The following is a 21,609-nucleotide window of genomic DNA, read 5'->3' on the forward strand; positions in this document are numbered from 1 at the left end:
TAATTGCGCAATCATTGCCGGGAACGTTGCCACGTCGGCCCGTCTTCCCCAACAATCCCGTTTCAGCCATCGCAATCCATTCTGAGATTTATTCTACGACCAACGAAGCCCCGGCTCCGGCCGGGCGCGGGTGGGAACGTTCCCGACAAGGATTGCGCAACTATAGTCCCGCAAAGCTTTTGCATTGGCCAACCAAAGCCAGACATTGTGAGGGTAATGTCTGGCTGAGCTACGCTCGGCGGCACGCACCCTGGTTTTTTATCCATTCATTTTCCACCGATTCGTCCTTTACCTCACCCTATTTCCAATACTCCCGATGAAAAAAATCTACTTCCGGCATTCCTGCTCTTAGGTGGCCTCGGCTTTGCCGAAAAAGCCAACGCCCAAACGGCAGCCTTCGTGCAATATCCCCTCACCATCAACGGCAGTGACAACGCCACCGTGCTCTCCACCGGCGTTACGACCAATGCGCCGGTGCTGCACCGCATCGTGCTTTCCGATGGCGGCACGGCCGGCGGCCTGGTTCCCGCCTATTGCATCAAAGGCCAGGCTATTGGCGCAGTCGCCGATGGCACTGGTTTCAGCACGCTGGCCAGCTCGCCAAAAGGCATTGCTTACGAGCAGTTTTCCATCACAGCTACGGCCGCTTTACGCGTCGATTCGCACGACTTCAATATCCGCACGACCCAAAGCACTAACGGCCGGCTGTCGCTGCTGTGGCCGCTGAACGGGTTCATCACGGACTCGACGGAATTCAGCTACGCCAAAGGCCCTGCCACCAACCCGGGCACCAGCACGAGCTTACCCGTCACCCCCGGCGGCATTTTGCCGTCGGCCCACAATGGCACGTTTGGCACCGGCATTACGGGTCCCAGCGCCGCTACGGCATACGCTTACATGCCCCAAGACAACTCTCTGAACCCCAAAGACGGTTTCCTCTTTGCATTCAACAACAACGCTACGGGCCTGACCCTGGCCGCCGGCCAGACGCTGATGGTACGCCTCTACACGGCCCTGGGCAGCAACACCGTCGGCCGCTGCGTGCTGCTCAGCAACATGACCTTTAAGAGCCGGCAGGCTTACGTTCCCATATTCCTGGCTACCCGCTCGCTGGTGGCTACCAACCTGGGCGTGTACCCCAACCGCACGCAGAACCGCCTGAACGTGCCCCATACCGCCGCCAGCCGCGATGCCCGCGTCACGGTATTCCGCACCACCGGGGCCCGGGTTGCCAGCTTCAGCGCCCAGCCCGGCACCACCGAAACGGCCGTAGACCTGAGCAACCTGAGCCGTGGCCTCTACCTGGTAGAGTACGCCGACGGTGGCCAGCGCAGCAGCGCCCGCATTGCCAAGGAATAGCCTGTTCCGGCTTTCGCCCGTTTGCAACGCGCCCCTGGCTCTGCCGGGGGCGCGTTTTGTTTTAGGTGTTATCGAAGTGAGCGCCGCAGCAAGCTGGCATGCCGCCGCCCGGTGCGCAAGTGAAACAGCCGTAATTTCTGTCAGGAAAGCGGCATGTTGGCACTTCCCGCTTGTTCACCCCAATCCGGAGTCGTTGCAAACAGCACCGGCTACCGCCTTACTTCCCCTTCACGGTGAGCGTGCTGCTGCCCAGGGCGGGCATGCCGTCCAGGCTCAGGCCCTCGGCCACGGCCTGGAAGGTGCCGCTGCCGTCAGCGGTGAAGAAGTGCAGCTCGGCCTCGCCCTTGGCGTTGGTCCGCACGATGGGGTTCCAATAGAGGGTGCTGGTGCGCGGGTCGGCGGGCGGGTTGGTGAGCAGGGCGTTGTAGCGGGGCTGGTAAAACTCGCGCACCTCGGCGAAGCCAGCCATCTTCACAATGGCAATGCCCGGCGAAGGGCCTTTATCGGCGCCCTTGTAGTTGGGGTCGGCGCGCTTGGTGTAGATGGCAATGGCCCCGCCGGTGCCGCCAAAAATAGCCGCCTCGGCACCCTTGAATATCTCAACCGACTCGACATCATTGGACGACATGTTGGCAATGAAATCGAGGTCGACCCGCTGCCCATCCAGAATAAACAGCGGCGTGCCCGAGTTTCGGATTTGAACCGACAGGTTGGGGGCCTGGCCCGTAATTACGAGGCCCGCCACGCGGCCCTGGAGCAGCTGCAACACGTTCATACCCGACTGCGAAGCCGGCATTTCGGTGAAGTCGACCACCGTGCCGCCGGTGGCGCCATAGAGGCGGCGCGGGTCGTCGGAGGGGATTTTCACGCGCTTGGCCGTCACGGCCACGTTGCTCAGAGTGATGTTGCGAATGGCTCTCTCGGGGTGCATATCGAGGTCGGCGGCCTGGGCCTGGCGGCTGCGGCGCACGAAGGCGGCCACCCCCGCCGGGGCGGCCGCCAGCGAGGGCAGCGGCGGCAGCGCCTGGGTAGGTATCGCGGGGCCTTCATCGGGCAGAATGAGCACGTTGCTACCGCCCTGCGACCGCCGCGCCTGCAGCGTGATAACGGCCGTATCGACCACCGGAATGCCCACGAAGCTAAAGCGGCCATTGGCGTTGGTGGTGCCGGTGGTCACGTTTTTGGAAGGGCGCGTTTGCAGGAAGGTGAGCTGGCTGTTGGCAATGGGGCGGCTGCCGTGCTCGCTCACGACCTGACCCACCAGGCTCAGGTCGTGCTCGGCGCTGAAGGGCTGGAGCGGGGCCTGGCCGGCCAGCACCTGCTTCCACACAAAGCGCCGCCAGCCCTGGGTGAGCAGCAGGTCGTCGAGGGCCAGATTGGGGCCGGCCGAGGTGCTGCGGAAGTAATAGCCCGGGTTTTCCACGTAGCCCACCAGGTCAGAGGTCAGCAGCAGGTTCGAGGCAATGGTTTCGGCGGTGGGGTCGAGGGCACTGAGGCCGGCATCGCTCACACCGAGCGAGAAATTAGTGGCCACCGGCTGGCCGGCGGCGTCGGTCACGCGCACGGCCAACTGCACCGGCGCGTGCGGCCCATAGCTGGGCTGGTCTGGGGTGATGCTGATGCGCAGCCCGGCCGGCCCATTCTGCACAAAAGCCAGCCGCTCGCACCGCGGCGTGCCCTCCGCATCGAACAGCGTGAAATGCACGATGCCGCTGGGGTAGTTCTTTTTGGGCATGCGCCACGCGGCGGGGGCATCGCCAGTGAAGGTGCGGGGGCCGGGGTATACCGCCACGCCGCGCACCTGGGTCATGAGCTGCACGGGGCCAGGAGCGGGCGCGCCGGGCACGCCCCGGTAGCGGGCCTCTACGATAAAGTTTTCGCCACCATCCACTACGTGCAGGGTGTAGCCGCTGGGCTGCACGGCGGGCAGCGGGTAGTCGGCGGTGCTGCCATCGGGCATGGTGAAGTGGGCGTGGTAGCGCTGGCCGCTGCCGGGCAAAAAGGCAAAGCGCCCCATGCCCGCGTGCCGGCTGCTGAAGGAGGGCACTACCACCCCATTTTTATCATTCAGAATCTGGCCGCGCACGTCGAGGCCCCGGCCGTTGGGGTCGGTGGCTTTGCAGGCCACCACGGCGGGCAGCCCCTCCACGAGGTAGCCGCCTTCGGGCAGAAACTGCACATCGGGGCGGGCGGCGGCGGCGGCGCGGGCGCGGGCAAAGGCCGTGGTGGGCACGGCCACCGGGCGGGGCTCCTGCGGGCCAATGGGCGAGGCCGGCCATACGCTCAGCCGGCGGCTGTACACGAACTCGTCGCCGGCGTTGCGCATCCAGTTGGTGTAGGCCCGCAGCACGTAGGTGCCAGCGGCCAGGGTATCGGTAATGGCGAGGTCGCCGCTGGCACGGCCGCCCTGCAGGCGCAGGGTGCGGCGGGCCACCACCCGGTGCTCGGGCGAAACCAAATCGACGTGCAGCACCTGGCTGAGCGAGTCGAGCCGGTGCGCCGAAGCATCAACCACGTAGGCACTGAACCAGATGGTTTCGCCGGTGCCGTACACCGGCCGGTCAAGGTGCAGGTACACTTTTTCCTGCCGGGCGGCGGCGTAGTACTCGGCCAGCTGCCGGGCAATGCGCGGCAGCAGCCCATCCTCGGGCGGGCGCAGCCGAAACGCGGTGAGGCCAATGGCAACGGCCAGCCCGGCGGCCAGCATTCCTTTTTGCACGCGCACTACTTTCATGGTTGCATTCAGTCGAAAACAGACGGCCCACACACACGGGCCGGCTCCTAGATTACCGCACAAAGATGGCGACGACATGAAGCACCGGCCCACCCGGGCACCTTCCTTAGCGACAGCAAGCTACTCGCCAGCGCGCTACTGCCGGGGTTTTAGGGGCCGCTTGGGCAAAAAATCGGTACTCTTGTTAGGACTTACGCACTCGACTATACAAGTGCTTGAATGAGTGGTTTTTGGAGCAACTGCCGCAGGTAGGGTGCCCATTGCTGTTGGTCACCTGATAAATAGTTTGCCCCATGCGGCGGGCGTGTTGACGCAGCGATACCCAGGCCAAGCAACAACAGGCCAAGTGGTTGCGTTGCGCCATCTCCTTCCGGCACGGGCACTTCTCCGACCCCGTCAACTGTTTGAAGCTGCGGTGAAACTCCTCTACCTGCCAACACACCTGCACGGCTTCAATCACCATTTCGCGGGTCAGATGAGCAGCCAAGTGGTTGGTAATAAACCATTCAATGTCGCCGTTCGTGGCCACTAGCTTGAAGAGTTTTACGCCAAAGGGCACTTCTTTCAGGCGCACTTCCACGCCCTGACTCCAACCGCCGGGCGGCGGCGCTAAGCGGCCAGGCCGGCCACCAGTGCCACGAGGCCCAGGCCAACCCGCGCCGCTGGCCGGCCGGCTGCAACACGAAGCGAAGAAAACGGAGTGGAGAATAAATTCATTGCGGGAAATCTGGGGTGCTGATAAAAGAATCACCCAGGCCCGCCGCACCAAAACAGCCGCGGCAGGCCGGTAATTCTGTATGCTAATATTACGGCCCCAATGGCTCGTAATATGCCTTCAGGACCCTTTTTATTCGCGCAATCGTTGCCGGGAAGGATGCCACCCGGCACAACCAACGCCCCATGCAGCCGACCGCAACGCAAAACGTCCTGCTTCGCAACCGAAGCAGGACGTTCTTTACTATTGGTGCTGCTGATACTTATTCTTTCTCAAACACCGCCGATACCCAGCTACGCAGCGTGCGATGGCGCTGGTAGCGCAGGCCATGCTTGCTGGCCTCAGCCTGAATTTTGGGCAGGTCTTCCTCGTAGAAGCCGCTGAACAGGATGGGCCGGCCGCTGGGCAGCAGGCGGGCGTACTCGTGCATATCCTCCAACAGCACGTTGCGGTTGATGTTGGCCAGAATGAGGTCGAAGGGCTCCTCGTTGGCGAGGGTTTCCACGCCGCCCAGGCGACACTCGATGCCGTGGCACTGATTTTCGGCGGCGTTGTCGCGGGCGTTTTCCACGGTCCAGGGCTCGGTGTCAACGGCCAGCACCTGGCGGGCCCCCAGCATCTCAGCCATAATGGCCAGAATGCCGGTGCCGGTGCCCATGTCCAGCACGCGCAACCCTTTATGGCTCACATCAAGCTGATTTTCAATCATCAGGGCCGTGGTTTCGTGGTGGCCCGTGCCGAACGACATGCGCGGCATTATCACAATGTCGTAGTCGACACCGGCCGGCTCGGGGTGGAACGGCGCACGCACCGATACCCGCTCGGCAATGATGAGAGGTTGGAAGTTCTTCTCCCACTCGGCATTCCAGTTCTGGCGGGTAATCACGCGGTGCGAATGGCTCAGCTCGCCCTGGCCCTCGTAGCGGCTCATGATTTCGGCCACCGCGTCGGGGTTGAAAACATCTTCGGTGGTGTAGGCCTGGAAGCCTGCATCGGTATCCTCAAAGGTGTCGAAACCCACTTCGGCCAGCTCGGCCACCAGAATGTCGGCCAGCTCGCGCGGGGCTTCGACGGTCAGTTCAATAAAATCCACTTGGTTGAAGTTATAAGTTAAGCGTTAGGAGTTAAGAGTTTGAGAACCGAAAGATTGAAGTTGAAGCCGTTTAACAGTTCAACTTATAACTTTTAACTCCTAACTCTTAACTCCCCTTAATTGGTCTTGCAGCCGGCGAAGGAGCGCACCGTGGTGTAGTGAATGCTGAAATCAGCGCGGCTGCGGTCGGTTACCACCAGCAGCACGTAGTCGGCAAAGTCGCGGGCGGGGGCTTCGGCCCACAGGCCGGGCTTATCGGCAAATAGCTTGTTGTTCTCCTTGAAAATCAGCACATCGGCAAAGGCTTCTTCGGGCTCTACGTACACCGTGCCGTAGCAGTAGCTGCGCCGGCCCGGGTCGGTTTCGAGATAGACTGAGCCGAAGATTTTGCACGGCTCCAACGGGCCGGCCGCCGGGCTTTTGGCGGGTAGCAGGGCCAGCAGGAGCGTGAGGATGAAGGAGAGCATTGAGGAAGGGTTGAGTTTTGAATGTTGAGGGTTGAGTGTAGGATGTCAAATGCAATGCCGCGTTGCGCGTTCAACTCAACACTCAACCCTAAAAATTCAACCCTTCTTAAAACGACTGGATAATCGTGGTGAAGTCCGCCGCTTTCAGGGCCGCGCCGCCGATGAGGCCGCCGTCCACGTCGGGCTGCGAGAACAGCTCCTTGGCATTCTGCGCATTAGCCGAGCCGCCGTAGAGAATGGTGGTATCGAGGGCGGCTTCGGCGTCGTAGGCGCGGGCAATCTGCTCGCGGATGAAGGCGTGCACTTCCTGCGCCTGGGCGCTGGTGGCGGTGCGGCCCGTGCCGATGGCCCAGATGGGCTCGTAGGCAATCACGACCTGGGCAAATTCCTCATTGCTGAGGTGGAACAGGCCATCAGTGAGCTGCTTGCCAATGTATTTAAACGTTTCGTCGGCCTCGCGGGTATCCAGCGACTCGCCCACGCAGAAAATGGGCTTGAGGCCGGCGGCCAGGGCGGCTTTCAGCTTCTGGCTCAGCAGCTCGTCATCTTCGCGGAAGTACTGGCGGCGCTCCGAGTGGCCCAGAATCACGTATTCGCAGCCCACTGAGGCCAGCATTTTGGCCGAAACTTCGCCGGTGAAGGCGCCGCTTTCTTTCTGGTGGCAGTTCTGGGCCCCGAGGTGAAAATTGGAGGCTTGCGGCAGCTGCTGGCCCACGGCGTGCAGGAACGGGAAAGGCGGGCAAATCACGACGGTGGGCGCGGAAGCCGCGCCCGCTTCGCCAGCCAGACTGGTGATTTCACCTACCAGGGCCAGGGCCTCGGGGTAGGTCAGGTTCATTTTCCAGTTGCCGGCAACAAGTTTTTGGCGCATAATCGAGCGGGTCAGGTAAGAAGGTTGGGACTACCTGCAAAGCTACGGGCCAAACCGGCGGCGGCGCACCCGCGCCGCGCCACGCCGGGCCACGCCGCTACTCGGAGGCGCGCATGGTGTTGCGGGCGGCAATCTCGGCTTCGGCGGCGGCGGCGGCTTCGTCGCGCAGCTGCCAGGGCGTTTTGCGGCCGCCCAGCCGCGAGAGCACAACGCCCGCAATGGCCACCACGGCCGCGCCAATCAGCGCGGCCCAGCCCAGCTCGGGCACTTCGCGCAGCCGCACTACCCACACGGCCACCAAGGCCCAGGCCACCACCAGTGGGAACACCATATCGCGAAACACGCGGCTCATAATCAGCCCCAGCGCCACCACCACAAAAATCAGCCCCAGCGTGAGGGTTACCGATGCACCTTCGGCCGTTTGCCAGCCCAGCTGCTGCAGCCCGATGGTGATGTTGATGACCGACGCCACCGAAATCCAGCCCAAGTACAGCGAGAACGGCACACCCGCCAGCGCCGGAGCCGCGTCGGCGAAAATGCGCCGCCGGGCCCGCCCGTAAGCCACTATCAGGCAGCCGAGAATGAGCAGCATCACGCCCACACTGGGCAAAATCAACTCATAGGCAAACAGGACCACCCAGGCCCCGGTGGCAACACTGGCCAGCGTGAGCGGCTTGGCCAGGGCATCAGGCAGCGATATTCGCCGTTGCGCCGGCAGCAGCTGCCACACCGCATAAATGGTCAGGGCCAGAAAAATCAGCCCCCAGATGCTGAACGCGTAGCCCGCCGGCGTGAACAGCGTGGGGTACTTGGCCGAAACCGCACCCATCGTTTGCCCGGCGAAGGGACGGGTATTTGAATAATAGTTGAGGGCAATATTGCCGATGATGGCCAGCGCCGTCAGCCACCGCCAAAGCCGGCCCGTGCCCGACCGGTTAGCGGCAGCGTAGTGGTCCGGAGGCGTTGTAGCGATGGGCATAGTCACGAGGATGGATGTGAGGGGGGAAGTGAACTTACGTATTAATCTTTATGGATGGTTCTACGTTTTTCAGACCATCCCGAACCACTTTCCGGCTACCGCAGCCACTACCCTACAGGACAATGCATTGGCCGGTATTCGACTCGCTTAACAGACACGGCCTACTCTACTGGTATCAGGCCGCAAAGTATTGTTCAATCAATTCATCGGTCAATTCCCGTTTCAGTACTTGCCCGTTGCGGACGGCCGGAAATGCGGTGCGGCAAAAGCCCGCCATGCGCTGAAAGTCGAACAGCGCATGGCAATACCCGTTGATGAGCAGGGCCGCCGCCGTGCCGGCCACGTCCCAGAATACCTGTAGCCGCACGGGCACCTGCCGGTCGGCCACATTGGCCACATCATAAATATGCAGGGCATCAAGCAGCTCCATGGTGGTGCCCGGGCGAACGGCATACAGGTACCCCGTCGTGCCATCATCCTCAAACACCACGCCTATCGTGCCGGCCGCCGACGTGCTCTCGATAAAGGTATTGGGCGTCCCAATCGTAATTTTTGCTTCGACACCGAGCTGCATAATGGCTGAGCTTAGGAAACCTTCTCGGCCAGGAAGCGGGCCGTGTGGTTGGTGTCTTTCAGCTTCACCATGTCCTCCGGCGTGCCTTCGAAGAGCAAGTGACCGCCGTTCAGGCCACCCTCGGGGCCGAGGTCGATAATCCAGTCGGCACACTTGATGATGTCGACGTTATGCTCGATGATGAGCACGGAATTACCCTGCTCGATGAGCGCATTCAGCGCGCCTAGCAGCTTGGCAATGTCGTGGAAATGCAGGCCGGTACTGGGTTCGTCGAAGATGAACAGGATTTTATCCTGCTGCAGCGTCGCGCCTTTGGTGAGGAACGAGGCCAGCTTCACGCGCTGGGCCTCGCCGCCGCTCAGCGTGTTGGCCGACTGCCCGAGGCGGATGTAGCCCAGGCCCACGTCTTCGAGCGGCCGGAGGCGGTCGGCCACTTTGGGCTGGCTCTGGAAGAACTGCACGGCATCGGTCACCGTCATTTCCAGCACCTCATAAATGTTTTTGTCCTGGAATTTGATTTCCAGAATATCCTGCTTGAACTTCTGGCCACCGCAGCCCTCGCAGGTCAGGTAGATGTCGGCCATGAACTGCATCTCGATTTTCACCTGGCCTTCGCCCTGGCACACTTCGCAGCGCCCGCCGTCCACATTAAAGCTGAAGTGCGACGGCTTCAGCCCCCGGGCCTTGGCCAACGGCTGCTCCGAAAACAGCGTCCGGATGGCGTCATACGCCTTCACATACGTCACCGGGTTCGAGCGCGACGACTTACCAATGGGGTTCTGGTCCACGAACTCGACGTGCGACACCTGCCCGCTCACGCCCGTGAGGCGGTCGAATTTGCCGGTGCTTTCGCCCGCGCCGCCGCCCAGCATCTTCATCAGGGCCGGGGCCAGAATGCGCTTGATGAGCGTGGATTTGCCCGAGCCGGATACGCCGGTTACCACGGTCATCACGCCCAGCGGCAGCTTCACGCTCACGTTTTTGAGGTTGTTTTCGCGGGCACCGGTCAGCTCCAGGGCGTTGCGCCAGGGGCGGCGCACTTTGGGCACCGCTACTTCCATTTTGCCGCTCAGGTAAAGGCCAGTATAGGTTTCGGTGTCCTGGAGCAGCTCGGCCATGGTGCCCTGAAACATCAGGTTGCCACCGCCGCTGCCGGCCTCGGGGCCGATGTCGATAATCTGGTCGGCGGCTTCCATCATCTTCTCCTCGTGCTCCACCACCACCACGGTATTGCCGAGCTGCTGCAAGGAGCGCAGCACGCCGATGAGCTGCTCCGCATCCTTGGGGTGCAGGCCGATTGAAGGCTCATCGAGCACGTACATGGAGCCCACAAGTGCCGAGCCCAGCGACGTAGCCAGCGAAATGCGCTGGCTCTCGCCGCCGCTCAGCGTGTTGCTCAAGCGGTTCAAGGTCAGGTATCCCAGGCCCACGCGGTTGAGGTAGCCGAGGCGGTTGGTGATTTCCGTTACGAGGCGTTCGGCCACTTTGGCATCGTGCTCGCTCAGGCTCATGTTCTGGAAGAAAGTCAGCGCGTCAGAGATGGGCAGCAGCACGATATCGGCAATGCTGCGGCCGTCGATGCGCACGTATTGCGCATCCTTGCGCAGGCGGGTGCCCCGGCAATCGGGGCAGGTGGTGCGGCCCCGGTAGCGGCTTTGCAGCACGCGGTACTGGATTTTGTGGGTCTGCTCGCTCACCCATTTGAAGTACTTGTCCAGGCCGTCAAAGTGCTTGTTGCCGGTCCAGAGCAGGCGCTGCTCGGCCTGGCTAAGGTCATTATAAGGCCGGTGAATGGGAAAATCGAAGCGGATGCCGTTTTTCAGCAGCGGCTTCAGCCACTCGCCCTGCTTCTCGGTGCGCCAGGGCGCAATCGCGCCTTCGTACACCGTCAGGCTCTTGTCCGGAATCACCAAGTCCTCGTCAATGCCCAGCACCGAGCCGAAGCCCTCGCAGGTCTGGCACGCGCCATAGGGGTTGTTGAAGGAGAAAAAGTTGACGCTGGGCTCCTCGAAGGTGACGCCGTCGAGCTCGAATTTATCGGAAAAGGTGCGGGTTTCGGGTTCTTGGTCGGGAGCAGCCAGCTGCACCACGCAAGTGCCGTGACCCTCGAAAAACGCGGTTTGCACCGAATCGGAGAGGCGAAACAGCAGGTCCTCATCGTCGGGGCGCAGCACGGCGCGGTCCACCATGATGGACACATCGCCCTTCACCTCGGGCTGGTCTTCCCCTATCAGGTCCTCGATTTGCGAAGTCACGCCGTCCACCACCACGCGGCTGTAGCCTTTTTGCAGCAGCAAATCCAGCTCCTTGCTCATGGCCCGGGTCTTGTCGGGGCGGTGCAGCGGGGCCAGAATCATGACCCGGGTGCCGTCGGGCTGCGCGGCCAGAAAGTCCACCACATCGGCCACGTTATCCTTGCGCACCTGCTCGCCGCTGACGGGCGAGTACGTGCGGCCCACCCGCGCAAACAGCAGCTTGAGGTAGTCGTAAATCTCGGTGCTGGTGCCCACCGTCGAGCGGTTGTTCTTGATGCTGACCTTCTGCTCGATGGCAATAGCCGGCGAGATGCCCCGGATGTAGTCCACGTCGGGCTTGTCCATGCGGCCCAGAAACTGGCGGGCGTAGCTGCTCAGACTTTCCACGTACATGCGCTGGCCTTCAGCATATAGCGTATCAAAGGCGAGGCTGGATTTGCCCGAGCCCGAGAGGCCTGTGACGACGATAAACTGGTTACGCGGTAGGGCTACGCTGAGATTTTTGAGGTTGTGAACCCGGGCGTTTTTGATGAGGATAAATTCGCGCGGGTCGAGATTATCAATGGCGTTGTCGGCGGGGGCCGATACCTGCAAAGCGTCTTTTTTGGGCATAAACAAACTAACAGCGGAGGGGGGCCGGAAGGTTTCGGCCATGGGCATTTGCTGCGGGTGCGAAGGTACGGGCGGAGGGGAGTGGCATAAGCTTTAGCTTGTGCGTGCTGACAAATGCACAACAGTGACGCGCTTTCCTTAACATTACGCCACATTTCGTCCTATCAGATACTTATGCCTTTTTCCAGCCCATTAGCCACTCTCTACCAAGTTTTACAAGTAGTGCGGCTCAGTGCCCAGACTCACGCGGACTTACTCCGCAAAAGCGAAGCGGCTACCCGTGCCGCACTCATTGACCCGATTTTACGGTCGCTGGGCTGGGATACTGCTAATGTGGGAATGGTTGAGCCCGAAAAAACTATAAATACCGCTTGGCGAGCCGATTACGCCTTGCATAACGCCGAGAACAGTATTGACCTTCTGATTGAAGCTAAATGTTTGGGTTCGAATTTGGAGAAGTACAGTACCGTGCAGCAGTTACTCAGCTATGCCTTTGGGTTTGGGGTACTGAAAGTTGTGGTTACTGATGGCATTAACTGGCATTTCTACAGCGATTTTAAGCCCGGTAACTCAGTTGCCAATGCTCAATTTAACCTATTGCATGACAATGAAATAACGTGCGCTTTGCAGCTTATCCAATGGCTCGATGCGGCACATAGCGGACACGGCAGCCACTCATCAGCGGCAATTGATGCGGCAACTGTTATTAAAGCAACTAACCACAGCACTATTCAGTCGCCAAAATCACAACCTACTACCAAGTCGCAGCCGAAGAAATCGAAGGCAGAAGCTATTGAATTTATAGAGGTGAGCCAACTGAACCTAGCCGCTTTGCCCACCGGCCAGAAACCGAAGCAGCTACGGCTACCGAATGGCTCCATCAAAACAATTTCAACTTGGAAAGACATTCTGCTGGAAGTATGTCAAATGGTGCTGAAAACTAACTCGAATATATCAATCCCATTTCCTGATAAGGCTGGCAAATCCCGCTTTATGTTTTCGAGTAGTAAGCCTGAAAAAGGCTCTAGTTCAATAAGCTCTTATAAAGGCAAAGCCATTTTTATTGGCACTCATTACAGTGCAGCCGATTGCATTGCCAATGCGCTTTACGCCTTGCAACAGCTGCCTTCCAACCAAAAGACGACTACGCTCGCCGTGAGTTTCTAACCACAATAAGGTAGCACACACAAATTTTTTATTTTCATCATTTAGAAGTTTGTCTAATTATCTTCGTACACTTGCAGCGTCATTCACCTCCACGCCAATGAACCTGCTGAACCGCTCCTTCTTAACCACCGCCGCCGCGCTGCTGAGTTTTTCTAGCGCCCACGCCCAAACGGCTCTACCCAGCCTCACCGGCGACTGGTCCGGCACGCTGATGGGCACGCTGGAACTTACCGCGCACCTCACCGACCCGGCCGGTGGGCCGCGTACGGCCACGCTGGATATTCCGGCCCGGCACGCCAACGGCCTGGTCATGCAGTTCACCGCGCCCGCCGACAGCGTATACCTGCGCCTGCGCCAGCCCATGGCCGCGCAGTTTGCCGGCCGCCGCTCGGCCGATGGGCAGCAGCTGACCGGCGAGTGGCAGCAGGGGCTGCGCTCCTTCCCGCTCACCTTCAGCCGGGCGGACGGGGCCAAAGCTGCCGGCCCCAACCGGCCCCAAACGCCGCAGCCGCCCTTCCCCTACCAGTCGGCCGATGTCATGTTTAAGAATGAAAAGGCCAGCATCACCCTGGCCGGCACCTACACCGTGCCCGCCGCCATGGGCCCGTTTCCGGCCGTGGTGCTGCTCACCGGCTCGGGGCCGGAAGACCGCAACGAAACCATCTTCAGCCACCAGCCCTTCGCGGTGCTGGCCGACTACCTCACCCGCCACGGCATCGCCGTGCTGCGCTTCGACGACCGGGGCGTGGGCCAGAGCGGCGGCACCCAAAAGGGGATGACCAGCGCCGACTACACCACCGATGCTCAGGCCGCCCTGGCCTGGCTGCGGGCCCAGCCGGGCATCCGCAAAAGCCAGGTGGGGCTGCTGGGGCACAGCGAGGGCGGCACGGCGGCCATTGGGGCGGCCGGGCAGCCCGCCGGGCCCGATTTCCTGGTGCTGCTGGCCGCGCCGGGCGTGGCTGGCGATGAGTTGATTGTGCAGCAGTCGCTGGCCTTGGTCGGCCTGAATATCTCGGACCCGGCCCAGCTGGCGGCCCTCGAAAAGCAGCAGCGCAGCATGACCCGGATAATCCAGAAAACCCCCGACGATGCCCAGGCCCGTACCCAGCTCATGGCGCTGTACAACCCCACCAACGCCCCCAACACGGCGGCAGCCATGGAGGCGCAATACGCCGTGATGGTATCGCCCTTCTACCGCCACCTCCTGGCCGACCGCCCCGCCCAGACCCTAGCCAAAGTGCATTGCCCGGTGCTGGCCCTAGGCGGCAGCAACGACCGGCAAGTGCCCGCCGCCCTGAACCTGGCCGCCACCGCCGCCGGCCTGAAAGCCGCTGGCAACCGCGACGTAACCACCAAAGAATTGCCGGGCCTCAACCACCTGTTTCAGACGGCCGCCACCGGCAGTCCGGCCGAGTACAGCACCATTGAGGAAACACTGGCCCCGGCCGCGCTGGCCCTGATTGGCGACTGGATTGCGCAGCACACCAGGAAATAGCCTCCTTATCTATTGCTAATGCCAACGGCCGCTCCGCAAGAGCGGCCGTTGGCATTAGCCACCGGACCATCAAACAAAAAACAGCAATTGTGATAAAAAACATTTGTTGTACTTTTCAGCCTTGATTTGTCTTGAAACCACTTTATCTACCCTTTTTATATCCTGATTCCATGATAAGATTACTACTCTCCTTTCTGATTTTTCTGGGATTAATTATTCAGCCCCCGGCGCGGGCAATGGCCGCGCCGCCCACGCCCGCGCCGCTCAACGGCCAGTGGAAAGGCCCGTTGAAGCTGCTCGGCGGGGAGATTTCCATCATCATCACCATCGTACCGCTTACCAACGGTGCTTACTACGCCGCCCTCGATGCGCCCCAGCAGCGCATCAGCCGCATGCCGGTAGAAGTAGAGTTGAAAGGCGACAACCTGACGCTGACCATCGAGCAGGCCGGCAGCAGCTTCGTGGGCAAGGTGCTGGATGAAGGCACCACCCTCAGCGGCACCTGGAAGCAGCCGGGCCTGACGGCGCCCATGGTGCTCACGCGGGCGGTGGCCTCCACGCAGGCCATCACCAAGTTCAAGGCGACGCCGCCTTACCGCGAGTCCGACGTCACGTTCACCAACCCCGTTACCAAAAACCGGCTGGGCGGCACGCTCACCATTCCGGCCGGCGAAGGGCCGTTTGCGGGCGTGGTACTGCTATCCGATTCCGGCCCGCAAACCCGCGACGTGGACGTGAACGGCTACCGCATGTTTGGCCAGCTGGCTGACTACCTCACCCGCCACGGCATTGCCGTACTCCGCTTCGATGACCGGGGCGTGGGCAAATCGACCGGCAGCTATTCCAGCGCCACCACTGCCGATTTCGTGACCGATGCCCAGGCTGCCATGACGTTTCTGCGCGCCGAGAAGCTGGTAGCCGCGCACCGCGTGGGCCTGCTGGGCCACGGCGAAGGAGCCAACGTGGCCCTGCTAGCCGCCGCCACGCCGGGCCGGACGCCAGCATTTGTGGTGTCGCTGGCCGGCTATGGCCAGCTGGGCAATGAGGTACTGCGCCGCCAGCAGGGCGAAATCATGCGCCTGATTGGAGCCGACCCTTCGCAGGTGAAAGCGGCCCAGGACGTGTACCAGCGCACGGTGGACGTCATCCGCCAGACGCCCGACAACACCGTAGCCCGGTCCAAAGTGGCCTCGCTGCTGCTCGGGGCCAATATGGGCATCGACGCGCCGATGGCCCGCGCCCGCGCCGTGCAGCTCACCTCGCCGTGGTCGCGCTATTTCTTCGATTTCGACCCCCAGGCCAAACTGCCCGGCGTGCAATGCGCAGTGCTGCTGCTCAATGGCACTTCCGATTTGCAGGTTTCGGCCCGGCGCAACATGACGCCGCTCTACAAGGCCCTGCGCCACGCCAAGCGCACGGCCGCCGAGTACAAGCTCGACGGCATCAACCACCTGTTCCAACCCGCCCCGGCACAGTGGCCGATGATAAACGGCGTGCAGCAAGCCGTTTTCTCGCCCGAAGGGCTGAAAATCATCCATTCCTGGGTAGCCCAGGAAACCCGCCCTCCCGGCGACCCGTTGCCCGTGACCGTGAAGCGTCCCGCCACCCAGCGCAAGGCCAGCCGCACGCCCAGCGTCAGCAGGGCCCGCAACTAACGCGCTTGTATTGCGGACGCTGCGAGTCCGTGAGCGGTGAATTTAGGGAGGGGTTGGTCTTTCTGCGCGCAGATTTGCAGAACGGCCAACCCGTTTTAGCGTTGCTGTTAGGGCCGTTTCACCTATACTTGCCCCACAAACCGGACGGCCCTTTCAGCTCCGGCGGTTTGCTGCTACTTCCCTACGCGCTTCTACCCAATGGCTGCTCTACCCCCGCCGCGCTCAGGCTGGTCCTGGCTCAATTCCAGTCCCGTTCGCTGGGTTCGCCACTATTTTGGTTATTCTAGGGGCGAGGCGCGGGGCATGATGGGCATTTTGCTGCTGATGCTGGGCTTCATTATCGCGCCCATGCTCCTGCGCCCGGAGCTGCCGCAGTACCTGCCCGCTGCCGACCAAAAAGCCCTCGATGAGCTGGCCACTCAGCTCAAAGAGCACCGCGCCACCGACCAGAGCTTCGCCAGCCGCTACCCCAAGCGGAACTACAAGAAATTCGACCGCAGCGGCAGCCGCTACCCCCAAATTGCGCAGGTCCGGCTCAGCCTTTTCGACCCCAATGCTCTCACAGCCGAGGGCTGGGAAGCGCGGGGCGTGCCGCATTTCGTGGCGGCCCGCCTGGAGAAATACCGCGCGGCGGCGGGCGGCTTCAAAGCCAAGGCCCAAATAAAGAAAATGTACGGGCTGGAGGACTCGGTGTACCAGCGCCTGGCCCCCTTCATACAGCTGCCCGAGGAAGGCCCCAGGCGCGACTACGCCGCCAACCGGCCCGGCCCCGATGGCAAATTTCCGCCCTTCGCCAGTACTGATGGTACGCCCGGAAAATTCCCCCGCAAGCCGCGCAACCTCCAGCCCTTCGACCTCAACACCGCCGATACCACGCAGCTGATGCAGATTCGCGGCATTGGCGCGGGGCGGGCGAAGTGGGTGGTAAAGTACCGCAACCAGCTCGGCGGCTACCTGCGTGAGGACCAGCTCGACGAAATATTCGTGCTGAAAGACGCCCCGGATTTGCGCGACAGCCTCCGGAAATACACCTTCGTGGCGCCCGGCTACGCCCCCAAAACGGTGAACGTGAACACGGCCTCCTTCGATGAAATGTACCTGCAGCCCTACATCGGCAAGCCCCGGGCGCGCATCATCGTGGCCTACCGGCAGCAGCACGGTCCCTTCAAAACGGTGGAGGATTTGAAGCAGATTCCCATCCTGAAACCGGCCGACTGGGAGAAGATGCGGCCCTACGTGCGCTGCCAATAGCGACGGGCTTTCCTAAAATTCATCAAAAATTCAGAAAGAATAAGCGACCATTCGGAATGGTAGTAGCGTAGTAAATGGTTGAACTTAGCGGACCTTTATGGCCGAGCCGGCTCAACCTATCGGGGCCAGCGCTGTTACTGCTAGCCACTGCCTATTCTCTTATCATGACGGATAACTTCACGCCCGATTCGGCCGCGCTGCCCGACGGCCCGGCCCCGCAGGACGGCCGCCGCTCGTTCATCAAGCAAGCCACCGGCCTGCTGGGCCTGGCCCTGGCCCCGCCCCTCGTCAGCCAAGCCGAGCGCCTCACCGCCATGTCCCGTAAAGTGGAAGGCGTCAGCGAGATGCGCCTCAAGGTGAACGGCACCCTGCGCACCATTCAGGCCGAGCCGCGCGTGACGCTGCTCGACGCCCTGCGCGAGCGCCTCGACCTCACCGGCTCTAAAAAAGGCTGCGACCACGGCCAGTGCGGCGCCTGCACCGTGCTGGTAGACGGCCGCCGCGTGAATAGCTGCCTCACCCTGGCCGTGATGGCCCAGGGCAAGGAAATCACCACCGTGGAAGGCCTCGCCAAGGGCGAAGAGCTGCACCCGCTGCAAGCCGCGTTCATCGAGCACGACGGCTTTCAGTGCGGCTACTGCACGCCGGGCCAGCTCATGTCGGGCGTGGCCTGCCTGAAAGAAGGCCACGCCAAAACCGATGCCGATGTGCGCGAATGGATGAGCGGCAACCTCTGCCGCTGCGGGGCCTACCCCAATATCGTGGCCGCCATCCGGCAGGTAGAGCAAAGCGGCTTTAAAGGGTAAATCAAAAGAACGTCATGCAGAGCGCAGCGAAGCATCTTTACCTCAATACTAATTAATTACTACTGCGGTAAAGATGCTGCGCTCTGCATGACCGCCTATCAGCAACCAATCTATGAACAACTTCACCTACCTCCAGGCCACGCAGGCGAAAGAAGCCACCGCCGCCGTGCGCGACAGCAAGGACGCAGCCTTTATCGCGGGCGGCACCACGCTGCTCGATTTGATGAAGCTGAACGTGGAAAACTACGGCCAGCTGGTCGACATCAACACGCTCGCCTTCAAGGGTATTGAGCAAACGGCCGACGGCCTGCGCATTGGCGCGCTGGAGCGTATGAGCGATGTGGGCGAGCATCCGCTGGTGGTACAGAACTACCCGGTGGTGTCGCAGTCGCTGCTGCTGGCAGCGTCGCCGCAGCTGCGCAACATGGCCAGCATCGGCGGCAATCTGTTGCAGCGCACGCGCTGTGGCTACTTCCGCGACACCGCCTTTCCGTGCAACAAGCGGGTGCCCGGCTCCGGCTGCCCGGCCCAGGACGGCGAGAACCGGGGGCTGGCCATTCTGGGCACCAGCAAATCGTGCATCGCCACCTTCCCCGGCGACCTTGCCGTGGCCCTCGTGGCCCTGGATGCCGTGCTGCTGCTCGAAAACGCCAAGGGCAAGCAGCGCCGCGTGCCGCTGGTCGATTTCCACCTGCTGCCCGGCAACACGCCTCAGAAAGAAACCGTGCTGGAACCTGGCGAGCTGATTGTTTCGGTGACCATTCCGGCCGCCGCGCACGCCCGCAAATCCACCTACCTGAAGGTGCGTGACCGCACCTCCTACGCCTATGCGCTGGCCTCGGTTGCCGTGGGCATTGACGTGCAGGACGGTACCATTCGCTCGGCGCGGGTGGCGCTGGGCGGCGTGGGCACCAAGCCCTGGCGCTCGGTGGCCGCCGAGAAAATCCTGACCGGTGCACCGGCCACGGAAGCCACGTTCCGGGCCGCCGCCGCCGCCGCCGTGCGCGATGCCCAGCCCCGCGAGCAAAACCGCTTTAAAGTAGAATTGGCCCAGAATACGCTGGTGCGCGCCCTCACCGAACTGACTACTGCATAAAATCTAATTAAAAATTGAGAATTAAAAATCCTGCTCAAGGACTTTCATCGCTGCGCTCATTTTTAATTCATCATTTTTAATTCTTAATTATCAATCCCGCCATGTACGAGAACGAACCCGCTTTCTTCGAAACCTCCCCCAAGCCCGGCGTGGTGGGCAAGCCGCTCGACCGCGTGGACGGGCGCGATAAGGTGATGGGCCGGGCCAAGTATTCGGCCGAATACCCGCTGCCCGGCCTCACCTACGGCGTGCTCAAAACCAGCGACATCGCCAAGGGCCGCATCCAGCGCATCGATACCAGCGCGGCGCAGAAAGAGCCGGGCGTGCTGGCCATCTACACCCACGAGAACCTGCCCAAGCTGGCCCGAACGCCCAACGACCCCGAGGGCAAAAAGGCCATCGGTGCGCCCATGGGCTTCATGCCGATGACCTCGGACGTAATTCACTACGCCGGCCAGCCGGTGGCCTTGGTGGTAGCCGATACCTTCGAGCGGGCCACCCACGCCGCCCGCCTGGTGCGCGTGACCTACGCCGCCGAGCAGCCTATTGCCGCCTATACCGACTCCAAAGCTCAGCTTTTCAACCCTGAGAAAATTCAGGACGGTAAGGCCGACGGCTACACCCGGCGCGGCGATGCCCGCGCCGCCATGGCCAGCGCTCCGGTGAAAATGACAGCCGTGTACACTCACGCCATCAACCACCACAACCCCATGGAGCCGGGCGCGACCACCGCCATCTGGGAAGCGTCCGACCGCCTCACGGTGTACGAGTCGACCCAGGGCGTGACGCGCACGCAAAAGGCGCTGTCCACCATGCTGGGTTTGCCGCAGGACCAGGTGCGGGTTATCACCAAATACCTGGGCGGGGGCTTTGGCTGCAAAGGCTCTTGCTGGCCGCACACCGTGCTCACGGTGCAGGCTGCCAAAGCATTGGGCCGGCCCGTGAAGCTGGTGCTCACACGCCAGCAGCAGTTTACGAGCATGGGTCACCGCGAAGACCAGACCCAAACGCTGAGCGCCGGAGCCACTCAGGACGGCAAGCTGCTGGCCCTCATTCACGAGAAAACAGCCACCACCTCGCCCTGGGACAACTATACCGAGTCGAACAGCAAAATCATCAACATGCTGTACGAGTGCCCCACCTTTGAATCGCACTACGAGCTGGGCCGCGCCAACGTGATGACCTCCACCTTCACCCGGGCCCCCGGCGAGGCGCCCGGCTCCTTCGCCATCGAGTGCCTGATGGACGACCTGGCTTACAAGCTCGGCATCGACCCCATTGAAATCCGCCTGCGGAACTACGCCGAAAAAGACCCTAGCACCGGCCAGGACTGGAGCAGCAAGGGCCTGCGCGAGTGCTACGCCCGCGGGGCCGAGCTCTTCGGCTGGAGCAAGCGCAACCCCAAAGCCGGCGCCACACGCGACGGCTGTACCCTGGTGGGCTGGGGCATGGCCACGGCCAGCTACCCGGTGCACAACTCACAGGGCACCGCCCGCGTGCGCCTCTACGCCGACGGCCACGCCGTGGTACAAAGCGGAGCCACCGACCTGGGCACCGGCACCTACACCGTGATGACGCAGGTTGCGGCCGACTCATTGGGCCTGCCGCCCGAGAAAATCCGCTTCGAGCTGGGTGATACCAAGCTGCCCACCGCGCCCAACTCGGGCGGTTCGGTGGCGGCGGGCACCGTGTCGTCGTCCGTGTACATGGCGGCGCAGGACGTGTGGGAGCGACTGACTAAAGTGGCTATTAAAGACCCCAAATCCCCGCTTTTCAAGGCCAAGCCGGAAGAGGTGGTGATGGAAAAAGGCCGTCTTCAGCTGAAGGCCAACCCCTCAAAAGGCGAGGACTTCAGAGCTCTGATGAAGCGGGCCGGCATGGACGATATCGAAGGCAGCGGCCAGGGCAAGTACGGCGCGGGCTACGAAGCCAGCCAAAGCACCGCCGCTGCCGGCGATGCCCACAAGGAAGAGGCGGCGAAGCACTCCATGCACTCCTTCGGGGCGCATTTCTGCGAAGTACACGTCGACCCCGACCTGGGCACCGTGCACGTGAAGCGCTGGGTGAGCGTGCACGCCGCCGGCCGCATCCTGAATGCCAAAACGGCCCGCAGCCAGATTATCGGCGGCAGCATCTTCGGCATTGGCGCGGCCCTGATGGAGGCCACCGCCCGCGACCCGCACTACGCCCGCTACACCAATGCCGACCTGGCCGAGTACCACATCCCCGTGAATGCCGACATTCCGGACATGACCGTGGAGTTTATCGACGAGCACGACCCCTTCATCAACGCCATGGGCGTGAAGGGCATCGGCGAGATTTCGATGGTGGGCGTATCGGCCGCCGTGGCCAACGCCGTGTTCCACGCCACCGGCAAGCGCGTGCGCGACCTGCCCATTACGCCCGATAAAATCCTGGGCACGAAGGCCGTTTAAGAGGCTACTCAAGAACGTCATGCTGAGCTTGTCGAAGCATGACGT

At 62.0% G+C, this 21,609-nt stretch carries 15 protein-coding genes and 1 pseudogene; 8 read left to right on the plus strand and 8 right to left on the minus strand.

The window, feature by feature from the left end; genetic code table 11:
- Window positions 1-399 precede the first annotated feature (399 nt).
- On the plus strand, window positions 400-1,359 hold the full coding sequence (locus tag KQ661_RS22690) for a T9SS type A sorting domain-containing protein (RefSeq protein WP_216685354.1): 960 nt from the start codon (window positions 400-402) through the stop codon (window positions 1,357-1,359).
- Window positions 1,360-1,576: 217 nt separating this feature from the next.
- Here KQ661_RS22690 and KQ661_RS00315 read toward each other — a convergent pair whose 3' ends face one another.
- The 8 genes and pseudogenes from KQ661_RS00315 to uvrA all read right to left on the minus strand — a co-directional run bounded on the left by KQ661_RS00315 (window position 1,577) and on the right by uvrA (window position 11,659).
- Window positions 1,577-4,093 (minus strand): MG2 domain-containing protein, encoded by a 2,517-nt coding sequence (locus KQ661_RS00315; RefSeq protein ID WP_216678829.1) that lies wholly within the window; start codon window positions 4,091-4,093, stop codon window positions 1,577-1,579.
- Window positions 4,094-4,296: 203 nt separating this feature from the next.
- A pseudogene (locus tag KQ661_RS00320) lies at window positions 4,297-4,706 on the minus strand (IS701 family transposase); the annotation flags it as partial.
- A gap of 364 nt (window positions 4,707-5,070) precedes the next feature.
- Window positions 5,071-5,901 (minus strand): 50S ribosomal protein L11 methyltransferase, encoded by an 831-nt coding sequence (gene prmA, locus KQ661_RS00325; RefSeq protein ID WP_168671167.1) that lies wholly within the window; start codon window positions 5,899-5,901, stop codon window positions 5,071-5,073.
- A 116-nt stretch (window positions 5,902-6,017) separates the two neighbouring features.
- Entirely contained in the window at window positions 6,018-6,368 is a 351-nt protein-coding gene (locus KQ661_RS00330; RefSeq protein ID WP_216678831.1) for a hypothetical protein, read from the minus strand.
- A 106-nt stretch (window positions 6,369-6,474) separates the two neighbouring features.
- Window positions 6,475-7,239 (minus strand): triose-phosphate isomerase, encoded by a 765-nt coding sequence (gene tpiA / locus KQ661_RS00335; RefSeq protein WP_216678832.1) that lies wholly within the window; start codon window positions 7,237-7,239, stop codon window positions 6,475-6,477.
- A 97-nt stretch (window positions 7,240-7,336) separates the two neighbouring features.
- Entirely contained in the window at window positions 7,337-8,218 is an 882-nt protein-coding gene (locus KQ661_RS00340) for a tryptophan-rich sensory protein (protein WP_216678833.1), read from the minus strand.
- A gap of 175 nt (window positions 8,219-8,393) precedes the next feature.
- Window positions 8,394-8,792 carry a DUF2251 domain-containing protein gene (locus KQ661_RS00345; protein WP_216678834.1) on the minus strand — a complete coding sequence of 133 codons (399 nt, stop codon included), beginning with the start codon at window positions 8,790-8,792 and terminating at the stop codon, window positions 8,394-8,396.
- Between the two features lie 11 nt (window positions 8,793-8,803).
- Window positions 8,804-11,659 carry an excinuclease ABC subunit UvrA gene (gene uvrA / locus KQ661_RS00350; protein ID WP_216685356.1) on the minus strand — a complete coding sequence of 952 codons (2,856 nt, stop codon included), beginning with the start codon at window positions 11,657-11,659 and terminating at the stop codon, window positions 8,804-8,806.
- A 174-nt stretch (window positions 11,660-11,833) separates the two neighbouring features.
- Here uvrA and KQ661_RS00355 point away from each other — a divergent pair, with 174 nt between their 5' ends.
- From KQ661_RS00355 to KQ661_RS00385, 7 genes are all read left to right on the plus strand, one after another.
- On the plus strand, window positions 11,834-12,826 hold the full coding sequence (locus KQ661_RS00355; RefSeq protein WP_216678836.1) for a hypothetical protein: 993 nt from the start codon (window positions 11,834-11,836) through the stop codon (window positions 12,824-12,826).
- A 97-nt stretch (window positions 12,827-12,923) separates the two neighbouring features.
- A complete protein-coding gene (locus KQ661_RS00360; protein ID WP_216685357.1) occupies window positions 12,924-14,321 on the plus strand; it encodes an alpha/beta hydrolase family protein in 1,398 nt (465 codons plus the stop codon).
- Between the two features lie 170 nt (window positions 14,322-14,491).
- Window positions 14,492-15,976 (plus strand): alpha/beta hydrolase family protein, encoded by a 1,485-nt coding sequence (locus KQ661_RS00365; protein ID WP_216685358.1) that lies wholly within the window; start codon window positions 14,492-14,494, stop codon window positions 15,974-15,976.
- Between the two features lie 303 nt (window positions 15,977-16,279).
- On the plus strand, window positions 16,280-17,227 hold the full coding sequence (locus tag KQ661_RS00370; RefSeq protein WP_216685359.1) for a ComEA family DNA-binding protein: 948 nt from the start codon (window positions 16,280-16,282) through the stop codon (window positions 17,225-17,227).
- 164 nt (window positions 17,228-17,391) lie between these two features.
- A complete protein-coding gene (locus tag KQ661_RS00375) occupies window positions 17,392-18,033 on the plus strand; it encodes a (2Fe-2S)-binding protein (protein WP_216678840.1) in 642 nt (213 codons plus the stop codon).
- Window positions 18,034-18,145: 112 nt separating this feature from the next.
- Entirely contained in the window at window positions 18,146-19,129 is a 984-nt protein-coding gene (locus tag KQ661_RS00380) for an FAD binding domain-containing protein (RefSeq protein WP_216678841.1), read from the plus strand.
- A 101-nt stretch (window positions 19,130-19,230) separates the two neighbouring features.
- Window positions 19,231-21,564 carry a xanthine dehydrogenase family protein molybdopterin-binding subunit gene (locus KQ661_RS00385; protein ID WP_216685360.1) on the plus strand — a complete coding sequence of 778 codons (2,334 nt, stop codon included), beginning with the start codon at window positions 19,231-19,233 and terminating at the stop codon, window positions 21,562-21,564.
- Window positions 21,565-21,609: the final 45 nt, after the last annotated feature.

The organism is Hymenobacter siberiensis (genome assembly GCF_018967845.1).
GTDB classification, from domain to species: Bacteria; Bacteroidota; Bacteroidia; order Cytophagales; family Hymenobacteraceae; genus Hymenobacter; species Hymenobacter siberiensis.